This window comes from Corynebacterium sp. HMSC056E09, from assembly GCF_001813425.1.
GTDB classification, from domain to species: Bacteria; Actinomycetota; Actinomycetes; order Mycobacteriales; family Mycobacteriaceae; genus Corynebacterium; species Corynebacterium hesseae.
The window spans coordinates 1-13225 of record NZ_KV812529.1 but is presented as its reverse complement, the minus strand read 5'-3'; the positions used below and the strand labels follow the sequence as shown (position 1 = coordinate 13225).

Genomic DNA, 13225 nt, shown 5'->3' with positions numbered 1-13225 from the left:
TTTCATGCGCCACGCCGTCCGCGGTGCCGCCGACCCATTGGAGGTGAAGTAGGTGGGCAAATCATCTCAGCTCGCAACTATGAAGAGCTCGCGGAGGCGGCCGCGCCGGTGGTGGGAAATCGGCGTAATCCTGCTCGTCGTCGTGATCATCGCCGGCAGCGTACACGTGGCGCGTAATACCGCAGGGATATCCGTGGGAGAGTTGGACCCGATTGATCGGCGCGCCTTAGAGGAGTACTCGGAATACGCCGCTGCCGTCGCAGATCGTCCGGAGTCGGCGGCCTGGCTCAATGCGGCCGCTACCGAGTTCCCCACGCTGCTAATCAGCAGGAAGACCCACTTTTCCTACCTGATCAACCCCTCCCAAGAAGTCTCTTCGCCCTTCGCTGCCCCTGTAGACATGGGCGATAACCCCGCCGGCCTCGAAGTCTATCGGTTGGACCGGATCTACCCGAGGCTGTGGCCGATTAAGATTGCCGGCGGCAACTTCAACACGGTGGGCGAGACCACGACGGTCCAGGGGAGCGATGTCTACTACCTCAAATTCGGCGAGGATAATTTTGACAAACAATTCTCCTCAGAACACTTCATTACCTTCTTCGCGCATGAATCCTTCCACTTCTACGGTCAAGCTCGGTGGGCTTTGGACTCGCGTGTCTTTGGCGAGCTCTCCCCGCATGGGGTGGAGCTGCTCGACGAGAGAATGCGGCTGCTCGATGCAGTCCGCGACGCGGGTGCAGACCAAGCTCGGCTGAGGGAACTGGCCACAGAATTGCTCGCTCTGGAAAAGGAACGCCTAGCTGCAGATCCTGACTACGTCAGCCAAGAACGCTGGATGGAAACCGTGGAAGGCACGGCTACCTACCTCGGGATAATGGCCTCACGTGCGGTGGGGTATGACTTTGGCCCGATGTACTTCGACAACACTAAGGAAGCGCGTTTCACCGACGTTGTTCCGTTCCTAGAGTCCGGGCAGATCGACAATGACTTTCTGCGCAATCGATTGCCATATGAGGCCGGCGCTCAGTTGTGTTTGCTGCTTGCAGCATTAGCGCCGAGCGGGGAATGGCAGGCCTTTCTCAATGAACAATCTCCGGATTCTCACCGCACGCTTATCGACGCCCTGGGCCACGTCCTTAGCCAAGAGAAGTAGATCCGCTAAACAGGGCCGCCAATAAACTGGGCGAAAAAGAAAGGCTGGTCAGAAAAGCTCTGACCAGCCTGGATGCTGTCGGACTAACAGGATTTGAACCTGCGACCCCTACACCCCCAGTGTAGTGCGCTACCAAACTGCGCCATAGTCCGCCGCCGCACCATTTGGTGCAACTGCTACAGATTACACCAGCGGTATTCGCTTCGACAAATCCCAGGTTGACGCGTGTTTTGAAGGCTCTAGAACTCGCCGGTGGAGTAGACCCACTGCCCGTCTTGTCTGCGGAAAAAGGAGCGTTCCCGCTGAGAGCCTTGTGCGGCGCCCTTATAGAAGGCCTCGAACTCAACGACGCCGGTATCGTCCAAGGGGCCGCCGGCGACGGTATCGATAATATCGAGGCGGTAAAAGCGGATGCCGTTATCTGCGAGGTTGAGGCGCTCAGGGCGGGTCTCTGGGTCCCAGGTACGGAGCAAATAGTCCTCATCGCCGGTCACGAAAGCACTGAACCGCGAGCGCATGAGTGCCTCCGCCGAGGGTGCGGGCGTGCCGGCGTGGTAGCGCGAGCAGCACTCGCTAAACGTCAAGCCGGTTCCGCAGGGACAGCGGGCAGCCGGATCAAGAGGGTTGAGAACAATCATGTGAATCTATTGTGCCGCGGTTGTCACGGTGGTGGTCACCTCGACGGTGAGGAGGGAGTCGATGGTGGTGGACGTGGAGGCGTCGCCAAGCGCGCGTTGTTGATCCGCGCTAAGGGAGGCAGGAAGTGTCACCGTACGTGTGAATCGGGATTCGGACTCTTGGGTAATGCTGACGGACACAGCTTCGAGAGCCTTCGCGCCGATCTTCTGTGCCTTGCCCGCCGCCTTGATGGCCTGGGTGCTTGCCACAGCCAGTGCGGACATGAGGAGGCCTTCAGCGGTAAAACCTTGGCCCTTGCCGCCGCTTTTCTTCGTGCGGTCAGCGGTCACAGAACGGTCGTTGTGGCGTACTACGACGCCCATCCTCGTGCCCACCGCAGGGATTGCCACCGCGGAGTCATCTGCGACCGGCGCGGGAAGATTCTCCGGAACGATGAACTGCTCCGCCCACGCGCCAATCAGGTCCGCAGCGCGTGCGGCGGCGCCTTGCTTGGTGACGAGGTGATCAGCCTTGTCCAAGGCGACCAAGGACTTGGGGTAGCGCGTGGTGCGGAAAATGTTCTGCGCATTGTCGATGCCAACGGTCTGATCAATGGGGGAGTGCAGCACCATCAGGGGCTTGCGTAGGCGCGGAAGGTACTCCTCCGGGTTGGTCTCAGCAAGGTCTTCGAGGAAAAGGCGCGAAATGGTTAGCGCGCGGCCGCCCAAGGTGACCTCTACCTCGCCATTGGCGTCGACCTCGCCAATCTTGTCGGCGTAGTGCAGTACAGAGTGCGCGGGATCGAAAGGAGCGCCGATGGTGGCGACGGCCTTAAGGGAACGAATGCCGTTGGCCGCCGCGAGGGCAGCGGCGCCGCCCAGCGAGTGCCCCATGAGGAGCTGCGGTGCGGAGTAGTTCTGGGCCAGCCACTCGGCGGCGGCCTGGATGTCTGCAACGTTTTGGCTGAAACAGGTATCAGCGAAATTTCCCTCGGACTGTCCCAAGCCTGGGAAGTCGAAGCGCAGGGTGGCGATGCCAAAGTTTGTCAGCTGCTTGCTCACGCGGGCGGCGCCGGGGGTATGGCGCGAGCCGGCAAAGCAGTGCGCAAAGATGGCGAAGGCTTGCGGAGGGGAGTCTGGGAAATCGATGGTTCCGGCCATCGTGGTACCGGTGCTGGAGGGGAGCGACACGTTCACGGATTGCATGCCCACAAGGATATAAGGGCAACTGCACGCCTGCGAACCGGGGTTGACTAAAGTCGATAGAAGACCTGTATGACGCACAAGGATGGAGGAGTGCTCATGGGCGCATTCGATTGGTTCTGGAAGGCAATGGGCGCGCAGTCCGAGCGCAACAATAAAAAGTCGAAAGCCGTCGTCACGGCTGCGGATTCCGCGGTGGAAGAAATTGCCAACCTATCGGATGCAGAGGTTGCCACCACCGCACGGGAATGTGTGAAGGATGGCACGATTGCGGATAAGTCGCGTTTCCTCGCTGCTCTGGCCGTGGCCAGCGAACGCAAGCTCGGCATGCGCCCATTTAATGTCCAGTCCCAAGCCGTTCTCCGCTTGCTTGAGGGTGATGTCATCCAGATGGCCACCGGTGAGGGAAAGACCCTGGTGGGCGCAATGGCCGCGACTGGTTTTGCGCTGACCGGAAAACGCGTCCACCTGGTGACGGTCAATAACTATCTAGCGGCGCGCGATGCCGAGTGGATGCGCCCGCTCGTGGAGTTCTTCGGCCTCACGGTGGCCTCGGTCACCGAGAAGCTCGGCCCGGAGGAGCGCCGCGCGGCTTACCTATCTGACATCATCTATGCGCCAGTCAACGAGCTCGGTTTCGACGTGCTACGGGATAACCAGATCACCTCCCGTGAGCAGACGGTGCAGGCGCGCGCAGATGTTGCGTTGGTGGATGAAGCGGACTCCGTGCTTGTCGACGAAGCCCTCGTCCCCCTCGTCCTCGCCGGAAACCGCCCGGGTGAGGAGTCCACAGGCCACATCACCAACGTGGTTTCGCGCCTGCGCGAGGAACAGGACTACGTTATTGCGGAGGACGGGCGCACGGTAGCGCTGACCGACGATGGAGCGGCGCGAGTCGAGCGCGAGTTGGGCATTGATTCGCTCTACTCCGAGGAGAATATCGGCTCCGTACTAGTCAAAGTGAACTTGGCGCTGCACGCGAAGGCGCTGCTCATTCGTGACATTCACTACATCATCACGGACGGAAAGCTGCAGCTTATCGACGCCTCCCGCGGCCGCGTAGCCGAACTGCAGCGCTGGCCCGACGGCCTGCAGGCCGCTGTGGAGGCCAAGGAAGGCTTGGAGGTATCGGAAGGAGGGCGCATCCTCGACACCATTACGCTCCAGGAACTCATGCGCCGTTACCCGTTGGTGTGCGGGATGACCGGTACCGCTGTGGAGGCGACCGATCAGCTACGGCAGTTCTATAACCTCCACGTATCGGTCATCGATAGAAACAAGGAACTGCAGCGCTTCGATGAGGCGGATCGCATCTATGCCTCGGTGGATGAGAAGTCCCGCGCCATCGTGAACGAAATCGTCGCGATCAACAGCACCGGCCAACCAGTTTTGGTGGGCACCCACGACGTCGCCGAATCCGAAGATCTCGCCGCTGCGTTACGCGAACGGGGGATCGAGGTAAACGTCCTTAATGCGAAGAATGACGAGGACGAGGCGCGCATTGTGGCGGAGGCTGGCGACGTCGGCCGTGTCACCGTTTCCACCCAGATGGCGGGCCGCGGCACGGATATTAAGCTGGGCGGCGCTGATGAGTCTGACCGCGATGCCGTCGTCGAGAGGGGTGGTCTGGCGGTGCTCGGCACCTCGCGGCACCGTTCCTCGCGTCTGGATAACCAGTTGCGCGGTCGCGCTGGCCGCCAGGGAGATCCGGGCAAGTCCATCTTCTTCGTTTCCTTAGAAGATGACGTGGTTAAACAGGGTGGGGAAGATGAATCCTTGTCCGCCCGCCCCGATGCCGACGGGCTCATCGAATCCAAAAGGGTTCGTGATTTCATTGCACACTGTCAGCGCGTGACCGAGGGGCAGCTTCTAGAGATTCACGCGCAGACCTGGAAGTACAACCACCTGCTCGCAGATCAGCGCATCATCATTGATGAGCGGCGAGCTAAGCTGCTCGATACCGACCAAGCCTGGCAGGAGCTGGCTGAGCGGGCACCGGAGCGTGCTGCTGAGCTTCGTGACGTCCCCGCTGAAGCGCGCGAGCGGGCGGCCCGTGAGATTATGCTCTTCCACCTCGACCAGGCGTGGGCCGACCACTTGGAGTTGATGGATGATGTGCGGGAATCTATCCACCTACGTGCCATCGCCCGCGAGACGCCAATCGACGAATACCACCGCATCGCGGTGCGCGAGTTTAAAGACCTAGCGCAGCGCGCGGTTAATGACGCCGTTGATACTTTTAAAACCGTGCTTATCGATTCAGATGGCGCCCATCTAGAGGATCACGGCCTGTCCCGCCCGAGCGCAACGTGGACTTATATGGTCTCCGATAACCCACTATCAGGGGGCGGAAACTCCGTGCTCAAGGGCATAGGAAACATTTTCCGTTGATGTAAATTGCGGAGAGGCGACTCGCGCGGGCGGCGGAGTCGCTAATATGGAATGAGTCAACATTGATCCGACCCTTCGGAGGTAAAAATGAGCGAGAATACCGGAACGCCGGAACCGCAGGCAGAAACTACTTCTGTCTTCCGCGCAGATCTTCTCAAGGAGATGGAAAACGGCACCGCGGCGGGTTCTGACGCCTCCGTTGCTGGAGCTGAGAACTTGGCTGAGGGCCAGGCACTGCTCGTCGTCAAGCGCGGTCCCAATGCAGGCGCTCGCTTCCTGCTTGATCAGCCGACCACCACCGCCGGCCGCCATCCAGAGGCTGATATCTTCCTCGATGACGTCACCGTGTCTCGTCGCCACGCGGAGTTCCGCGCGAAGGACGGTCAGTTTGAGGTAGTCGATGTCGGATCGCTCAACGGAACCTACGTGAACCGCGAGCCGCGCAATGCTCAGGTACTCGAAGTGGGCGATGAAATCCAGATTGGTAAATTCCGCTTGGTATTCATTGCCCCGAAATAAGGCAGTGCCTGTCCTAAAGAACTAGGGGAGAAGGCCGGGGGAAGCTTCCACCTGAGCTCCCCTTTTGTCATAGTGAAATCGTGAAGAAAGCAGTAGTAGTCCTATCGTGAGCGCACAGAAGTCCACCGCCGCTGCCGCAGCAGCGTCTTCCGTGGTCAAGAAGACCAAGCCTGCTAAGCAGAAGCCCATGTCTATTGGCGTAACGCTGAAGCACGTGCAGAAGCAATTTCCGGATGTGACGGTGTCGAAGATTCGCTTCTTGGAATCTGAGGGGCTGATTACTCCAGAGCGCACCGCGAAGGGCTACCGCCGCTACTACCAGAAGGACCTTGATCGTCTTCGCTATATTCTGACCGCGCAGCGCGATCACTATACGCCGCTCAAGGTTATTCGGGAACAGCTAGACGCGATGGATTCGGGGCAAGTTACCGCCATCGTGTCCTCCCAGGCCGAGGCCCTCATCAGCGCCGAGCAGCTGCGCGCGCCGGTGGTCACTCGGCTTACCGACGCCGATGTGGCCGACCAAGCAGGCACTACGCAGGAAAACATCGCCAAGCTGGTTTCTGTGGGACTGATTAAGCCGGATCCGGCGGGCTTCTTTGATACGGATGACGTGTCCATCGTGGCCGCGGCCGTGGCGCTGGAATCCTTCGGGTTTGAGGCGCGACAGTTGAAGTCGCTGCGCAATGCTGCCCGCCGCCAGGCGGACATGATTTCGCAGGTGGCAACGCCGGTGGCGCATTCGAAGTCTGATACTGCCCCGCAACAGGCCGAGGAGCTTTCTCAGCAGATGGCGGCCCTTGTTCTGTCGCTTCACGGGACGTTGGTCAAGACCGAGCTTCGTGACGAATTCCGCCCTTAAACCATACGGGCTTTTATTTCCGTAAGTTTGGCGCCGACTTTTCTACGCCACTTAACCGGCCCGACAACCATGTGCAAGGAATGTGTGTAAAAGTGGATTCCATGAACACTGAAGTATTGAAATTTCTAGGTATCCACCCCGTTGGCCCCGAAAATAACCTATGTGCTCTTTTCTATTGGGCGGAGGCGGACCGGCACGTGCCGGTCTGGGTCTCACCCATCGACGGCGCGCGTGTCCTCCAAGTACTTGAGCGGCACTTTAATGCGCGCCCAAGCACGTATGAACTGCTCATCGCCTTTGCGGATCAGCTAGATGGCATCGAGCATATTTGCGTGTCCGAGTACCGTAAGGGCGTTTTCATGGTTGATCTCCTGGATGGTACCGGCGAAGAGCACGATGCCCGCTTGTGCGACGCTCTTGTCCTCGCAGATCACTATGGGTTGCCCATTCATTTTGAGAAGGATGTGCTCGACGAGGTAGCCATTTACATTAGCGATGAGGACCTTAAAGAATATTACGGCCTAGAACGCGAGGCAGAATCCCTGGAGACGTTCCCGGAGAAGCGCATGCGCGAGTTTAAGGAGCGCCATTCCCAGCAAAGCGCGCTGGAGGACGATGACTTCGAGCAGATGATGCGTGATTCCGGAATCTCCGAGGAAGATTTGCTCGGCGGCAAAGATGGTGAAGAGGAGTAAAAGGGGAGTTTAAGCTCCCTTCCACATAATTCAGCCCTAAGCCCTGATCCCAGCTAGACATTAGAAGCGGCGCCCTCTGTGGCGTCGCTTTAGTCGTGCTACCACTGAATTTTTTAATGACACGCGTGTGACTAATGATGACAAAGTGACTCAAAAAGTCTAAAGTTCTACTAGAGGTTCACGGAGGACGACTCTTGACGCGGTCGCTGACGTGCCCTTTAATAGAAAAATAGAACTCCCCTCAAGTATCACTGGAGTAATTACGTGAGCAGTAAGAATAACCGTCCCGAGTCCAGCGCACTGCCGCTCGAAGATTTCGCAGCCAACGACTACGTTCAGGAATCCCTTTTTGATGTCGGGCCCGACGAGGAGCTGGGCTACCGCGTGCCCATCGCTTGTCAGGTAGCCGGCATTACCTACCGCCAGTTGGACTACTGGGCGCGCACGGACCTGGTGAAGCCCTCGATTCGCACTGCTCGCGGCTCTGGTTCCCAGCGCCTGTACTCCTTTAAGGACGTGCTGGTTCTCAAGATTGTCAAGCGCCTTTTGGACACCGGCATTTCTTTGCAGAATATTCGCCTCGCGGTGGAATCCCTGAGGGATCGCGGAGTTAATGATCTTGCTGAGCTCACCCTCGTCTCCGACGGCACCACGGTTTATGAGTGCCGCTCGAACGACGAAGTCATCGACCTTCTTGCCGGTGGACAGGGCGTGTTTGGCATCGCTGTCCCAGGCATCCTGAAGGAGCTTTCCGGAACCATCACTTCCTTCCCGGCCGAGCGCGTTGTGGAGGACGAAGAAGTCGACGTTGTATTTGGCCTCGACGAACTGGCTGCTCGGCGCAAGCTCAAAACCTCCTAAGGAAGCCATCCGCCGCCGCTCCTCTTAGTCACTGCAGCTCACGTCAGTGCTCTAGAGGAAGCGGCGGCTTTTTTGATGTGCGGCGTCGATGCGCCTGAAGTGTCCCGGTTATCGTGCCCCGGCGGCGTTGGCGATGGCCTTTTTGTCCTCTTGGGCATTTGAAGGGTCCGAGATGGTCTTGTAGGAGTCAGCGAGCTTTTCGAGCTCGGCGTCCTTTTCACCTTCACCGATATGCACCACGCTCAAGCTAACGCCCTGACCGCGCGCGGCTTTGACTGCCTCTGTAAAGCTTGCGTCATCCATATCTTGTTGGGTCCCAGTAGTAACGAGCACGACGCGGGCGTCTTTGCCCGTTTCTGCCTTTTGGTCCGTGGCGTTATTCAGTGCCGCGACCACGGCGCTGCGAGTTTGAGGAACGCCACCAGTGCCGAATTGCCGTACTGCGAAGGCCACGTTCTCGGCGTCGCCATAGGCTACATTCTGACGGAAGCCCACAGTGGCCGTGGCTGAAATGGGTGAGGAATAGTTCCAGAGAGCCACCTGGCTTCCCTCCGCGCCGACTGCCGACGCCGCCTCCGCCACGCCCTCGGTTACCTCATCGAAGTACGGCGCAAGGTTGTCGGAGGTATCAAGAAGGAACAACGTATTCGGCGCCACCCCTTGATCTTCCTTGTTTTCAGTGCTGGGCGTGGCTGATACCGATTCGGACGGCTGTACTGACTTCGAGGGCGTGGTCGATGCAGACGTAGTGCTAGCGCTTACACTTGTTGGTTTCTGTACGGCCGATGACTCAGTGGTTTTATCCGCCGCTACTGGCTCGCTCGAATCGGATTCCCCTCCGCGGAAGAGGAAGAATGCGCCGATAACCAACGCCAAAACCGCGAGGACGGCCACGATGATGACCCACGGTGCGATTGCATAGTTATTCTTTCCATCCGAGTGCCGGGCCATCTTTTTCCTTCCGCGCTGGGGTCTCGGGGCAGTAGAGGGCGCCCCGACGGGTCACATCAATGGTCTCTCATTGTAGCGCTCAGTGCTGCTCTAATTTGGGAGACAAGCCGCGCGCGGAGTGGCTCGGAGGCGTCGGCAAGCGCGCGTTGGCGCCGCACATACTCCGACTTTCCCTCTGGCGTTTCGATGGGGACGACCCCAAAGCCCCACTCGCGGCAGTCATATGGCGAGGCCTCCATGTCGAGCGTGCGCGCGGCCACCGCCAACCGGAAGGTATCGAGGAACAAGTCACCTGGCACCAACGGGCCCAATTTCCACGCCCATTTATATAAATCCATAGTCGCATGGACGCAGCCAGCCTGGTCGTTGTCCGGTTGGTCCTCACGGGTCAGCACCGTGAGGTTAAGCGGGCGGGCGGGCTCAGTAAAGAAACGGAAGGCATCGTAGTGCGTGCATTTGATGCGGTGCTTGTCGACGACTGCGTTCGTCCCTTCCGCTCCCAACCGCAACGGCAGGTCATGGCGAGGGGAATCGGTGTGGTACACAATGGCCCATTCATGCAGGCCAAAACAATCAAATTGGGTGGGATTGTGCGCCGTCTTTTCCAGAAGTTCCAGGATGTAGCGCACGGTTCCGCCGCGGCGTTCGAGGAAGGCCTCGGTGTCCATCGTGATGCCCTCGGCAGTGCGGCGGTAGTAGCGCCATTCGCTGTGCGGAGCGTTCCCTTCCAGGGTGACCCCTACGCCTGGGTGCCAACGGCGCAGATGAGAGGGGCGGACGGGGTAGTACTCGAAAAGGAAGTCGTAGACAGGGTGATACGAGCCTGGGTGGCGATAGCGAGCGAGGAACTCATTTGCTTCCTCCTCGTGCTGTCGCATCCGGGCTTGCCAATCCTTGGGCGCGAGAATCATCGTTGTCCAGCACTGCCTCGACGGCGGCGGTTGTTACGGCCGCGGCGGCGGTGCCCCGGTGCTTCCTGCTTAGGCTGCTGTTGGTTCGGTGGCCCGAGCGGCTCGCCCTTCGGCTTGCGCGCACCGGTCATCTGGGCAAGTTCGGGGCTGCTGGCGGGGTTGGCGCGGTCACTGATGTCGAGGTCGGTGTGGTCCACTCCGGCCTTTGCAATGAGCTTGGCCACCTCTCCGCGCTGCTCGTCGGTAACGAGTGTGACGACGGTGCCTGACTCACCGCCGCGGGCGGTGCGGCCGGAACGGTGTAGGTAAGCCTTGTGCTCGGCGGGTGGATCTACGTGGACGACGAGGGAGACATCCGCAATGTCGATACCGCGTGCGGCGATGTCCGTGGCGACGAGCACGGGTACGCTTCCGTCGGCGAAGCCCTCAATTGCCTTGGTACGTGAACCTTGGCCCTTATCGCCGTGAAGCGGCAGTGCGTTAATACCGACTCTGCGCAGCTTCTTCGCCTGCCTGTCGACTCCGTGCTTGGTCCGCATGAACATGATGGTCTTTCCCTTGCGCGCACCGAGCCGCAGGACGACGTCGTTGCGTGCCTCGCGCGTGCCGATGAAAATGAGGTGGTGCTCCATCGTGTCCACGGCGGCCTCGACGGGGGCTGTGGAGTGGGTTACGGGGTCGTGCATGAACTGCTCAACCAACTTGTTGACCTCACCGTCGAGGGTGGCGGAGAAGAGTAAGCGTTGGCCGTCTGGTGGGGTGAGTTTGAGCAGTTTGCGTACCTGGGGAAGGAAGCCCATGTCCGCCATCTGGTCGGCCTCGTCGAGCGCAGTGATGGTGATCTGGTCGAAGAAAAGCTTGCCTTGGTTGATGAGATCCTGTGCGCGGCCCGGCGTAGCAACAAGTAGGTCAACCGGGCGTGCTAATGAGCGAATGTGGTTGTTGATGTTGACACCACCGACAACCGCCAACACCCGCAGCCCCAGCGCGGCTGCGGGTTCTTCCAAGCGTTGTTGGATCTGCGTTGCCAGCTCACGCGTTGGCGCCAACACGAGACCGCGTGGGTGCGCAGGGCGCGAGACACCGGATTCGGCAAGTCGAGTGAGCATGGGAAGGCCGAACGTGAAGGTTTTCCCCGAGCCCGTGGGGCCGCGACCGAGGACGTCCTTGCCGGCGAGGGCGTCGGGAATCGCGGCTTCTTGGATAGGGAAGGGGGTCGTGATGCCCTGTTTGTCAAGGACGCGGACAACATCGCGGGGGAGGCCGAGTTCGGCGAAAGTATTCATCGGGTGGAAGTCTAGTTTGCTTCGCTGCCAGATAGAAAAGCCAGTGCGGGGAATGGGCCTAGCATCCTGCACTGTTGGCAGTAATGTGATGTAGGTCTCTGCTAAATTGATCGGCATGACGAACCCTTTCGGTAGCCCGCAACAGCCGCCCCGTGGATTTGGCCAGAACCCGCAGCACAACCAAGCACCGCCTGGCTTTATCAATCAAAATCAAGGATCTCACGTCGGTGGCCCGGCGATGCCACAGCCGCCCGAAAAGAGGCCCAGCTCGAAGACAGCATTGTGGATCGTTCTGGCGGTAGTTCTTGTATTCGCCATCATCGCAGGCGTCGCTATTTTTGCTGCAGTTTCTTTCTTCAAAGATGTTGCTGCCGATTTTGATGATGCGCCACAAGACGTAAGTGCTTCCGACAATGCCTATTGGAACAGCACATATGACTCCGATGAGGTTGACAGGATCCGCGCCTCCGAGGTTTCTGCCCCGGTGCCCGCTCCGCTCATTGACCTTTCGGACGAGTGCTATGAGGACACGTCATTCTTCGGGCAGGCGGACTATCTGGGCCTAGATGTTCAGTGGGTTCCGACGATTTCTTGCATCTATGGTCCGGACAGAGAATTCGTGGCTCAGTACACAGAGAACAAGGATGCTATACGCGATACTGAAAGCGTTGGGCTCGCCGGCACCGTCGAGGACTTCACCTCGGCCCGCGGCTCCCAGATTGGCGCTTTTAGTGAGGAAGATGAGTACGTGATTGCTGAAGTGCTTGAGGATGGCAATGCGGTTATCGAGTACGTCATGGACGGCTATGATTCCAACGGGGACGAAGCGGACTTGAATGATTTGGCCAACTATCTCGTGGGTGCGGGAATCCTTGACTCGGCTCTGGGTGGTTCGTCGGTGAATGCCTAGCTATCTTCGGCGCCGCACGCGCTTGACGACGCTTCACCCACCCCAAGTGGCCCGTCAACCCTCATCCGGTTGGTGGGTCTCGTTCTTTAAGGGCTTAAATGCACGTTGTTCCTGCCGGTATTTGAAGTGTTATCAAGGATCACCGATCTGCCCGTCAACCATCTTTGGGTTGGCGGGATCGGTGGCTGGCGGTGTCCTTTCTGCTGTTGCTGCGTGTGGTGGTTGTGGGTGTTAGCTGCAGTCGGGTGGTTCCTCTGGTGGTTGTCCTGCTTGTTCGGCGGCGAGTCTGGCTACTGCTTCTTGGTATTCCGGCATTGCTGTTATTGGTGTGCCCCAGGGTGGGATGAAGCTGACCCCGGTGTTGAGCCGGTACATGTAGCCGCGGCCGGTAGGCCTTTGCGGGTCATCATCGTTAATACCGTTGTGGTAGGCGCACAGGAAGGTCAGGTTCTTGATGTTGGTGTAGCCGCCTGCCTGCCAGGGGATGAGGTGATGGACTTGGCAGTAATCAGCGGGCTTGTTACAGCCTGGTCTTGCACATGTGTGGAATTCAGCGTGCAGGGTAAGGCGTTGTTTGAAGTTTGCTCCACGCTCTAGCCGCCAGGTGTTGATGGGTCCTTCAATGGGGTGGACGATGGTGGCATAGCCTATTTCGGCGAATTTGTGGGTGAGGAATTCCGCCCCGGTCATGCGCCCACCGTTAGTCAAGTTGAGCTCTATTTCGTCCCCGTCGCCGTTTATGATCTGGTCGAGCTCGTTCAGGGTGAAGATGACTTGGGTGCGCACCGCGGGTTTGGAACCGCCTGCTTCTTTGAAGAAGACGTCGTTGGCTGCTTGAAGCAGGTCGGTGTTGGTGGATTCTAAGA

Annotated in this window: 13 protein-coding genes and 1 tRNA gene; 7 read left to right on the top strand and 7 right to left on the bottom strand. The window is 59.1% G+C overall.

Annotation, left to right across the window (positions count from 1 at the left end):
- Nucleotides 1–52: 52 nt before the first annotated feature.
- Nucleotides 53–1153 carry a hypothetical protein gene (locus HMPREF2912_RS12245; protein ID WP_148139426.1) on the top strand — a complete coding sequence of 367 codons (1101 nt, stop codon included), beginning with the start codon at nucleotides 53–55 and terminating at the stop codon, nucleotides 1151–1153.
- Between the two features lie 78 nt (nucleotides 1154–1231).
- Here HMPREF2912_RS12245 and HMPREF2912_RS12240 read toward each other — a convergent pair.
- The 3 genes from HMPREF2912_RS12240 to HMPREF2912_RS12230 all read right to left on the bottom strand — a co-directional run bounded on the left by HMPREF2912_RS12240 (nucleotide 1232) and on the right by HMPREF2912_RS12230 (nucleotide 2976).
- Nucleotides 1232–1305, bottom strand: a tRNA-Pro gene (locus tag HMPREF2912_RS12240).
- Between the two features lie 87 nt (nucleotides 1306–1392).
- Nucleotides 1393–1791, bottom strand: a complete 399-nt coding sequence (locus HMPREF2912_RS12235) for a YchJ family protein (protein ID WP_070624605.1) — start codon at nucleotides 1789–1791, stop codon at nucleotides 1393–1395.
- A gap of 6 nt (nucleotides 1792–1797) precedes the next feature.
- Complete coding sequence (locus tag HMPREF2912_RS12230) at nucleotides 1798–2976, bottom strand: bifunctional alpha/beta hydrolase/OsmC family protein (RefSeq protein WP_154737139.1); 1179 nt, start codon at nucleotides 2974–2976, stop codon at nucleotides 1798–1800.
- A gap of 96 nt (nucleotides 2977–3072) precedes the next feature.
- On the opposite strand from HMPREF2912_RS12230, the gene secA2 reads away from it, so the two are divergent.
- The 5 genes from secA2 (at nucleotide 3073) to HMPREF2912_RS12205 (ending at nucleotide 8301) form a co-directional block, all read left to right on the top strand.
- Complete coding sequence (secA2, locus tag HMPREF2912_RS12225) at nucleotides 3073–5364, top strand: accessory Sec system translocase SecA2 (protein WP_070596385.1); 2292 nt, start codon at nucleotides 3073–3075, stop codon at nucleotides 5362–5364.
- Between the two features lie 87 nt (nucleotides 5365–5451).
- On the top strand, nucleotides 5452–5883 hold the full coding sequence (odhI, locus tag HMPREF2912_RS12220; RefSeq protein WP_010186533.1) for an oxoglutarate dehydrogenase inhibitor Odhl: 432 nt from the start codon (nucleotides 5452–5454) through the stop codon (nucleotides 5881–5883).
- A gap of 106 nt (nucleotides 5884–5989) precedes the next feature.
- Entirely contained in the window at nucleotides 5990–6745 is a 756-nt protein-coding gene (locus tag HMPREF2912_RS12215; protein ID WP_070524832.1) for a transcriptional regulator FtsR, read from the top strand.
- A 101-nt stretch (nucleotides 6746–6846) separates the two neighbouring features.
- Nucleotides 6847–7440, top strand: a complete 594-nt coding sequence (locus tag HMPREF2912_RS12210) for a bifunctional nuclease family protein (RefSeq protein ID WP_070524859.1) — start codon at nucleotides 6847–6849, stop codon at nucleotides 7438–7440.
- Between the two features lie 300 nt (nucleotides 7441–7740).
- Nucleotides 7741–8301 (top strand): MerR family transcriptional regulator, encoded by a 561-nt coding sequence (locus HMPREF2912_RS12205; RefSeq protein WP_198530989.1) that lies wholly within the window; start codon nucleotides 7741–7743, stop codon nucleotides 8299–8301.
- Between the two features lie 108 nt (nucleotides 8302–8409).
- Here the strand turns inward: HMPREF2912_RS12205 and HMPREF2912_RS12200 are convergent, their stop codons facing one another.
- Genes HMPREF2912_RS12200 through HMPREF2912_RS12190 form a run of 3 tightly spaced genes read right to left on the bottom strand, consistent with a single transcriptional unit; the run spans nucleotide 8410 to nucleotide 11449 of the window.
- Nucleotides 8410–9252, bottom strand: a complete 843-nt coding sequence (locus tag HMPREF2912_RS12200; protein ID WP_070524836.1) for a vWA domain-containing protein — start codon at nucleotides 9250–9252, stop codon at nucleotides 8410–8412.
- A 56-nt stretch (nucleotides 9253–9308) separates the two neighbouring features.
- Nucleotides 9309–10163, bottom strand: a complete 855-nt coding sequence (locus HMPREF2912_RS12195; protein WP_070524839.1) for a 3-methyladenine DNA glycosylase — start codon at nucleotides 10161–10163, stop codon at nucleotides 9309–9311.
- Entirely contained in the window at nucleotides 10160–11449 is a 1290-nt protein-coding gene (locus tag HMPREF2912_RS12190; RefSeq protein WP_070524840.1) for a DEAD/DEAH box helicase, read from the bottom strand. Before HMPREF2912_RS12190 ends, HMPREF2912_RS12195 begins: the two co-directional genes overlap by 4 nt.
- Nucleotides 11450–11564: 115 nt before the next feature.
- On the opposite strand from HMPREF2912_RS12190, the gene HMPREF2912_RS12185 reads away from it, so the two are divergent.
- The gene (locus HMPREF2912_RS12185; protein WP_232755706.1) at nucleotides 11565–12359 is read left to right on the top strand and encodes a hypothetical protein; all 795 of its coding nucleotides are present in this window, start codon (nucleotides 11565–11567) and stop codon (nucleotides 12357–12359) included.
- 231 nt (nucleotides 12360–12590) lie between these two features.
- Here the strand turns inward: HMPREF2912_RS12185 and HMPREF2912_RS12180 are convergent.
- Nucleotides 12591–13225: HNH endonuclease signature motif containing protein (locus HMPREF2912_RS12180; RefSeq protein ID WP_148139425.1), on the bottom strand; the 635-nt coding region annotated here is incomplete at its 5' end.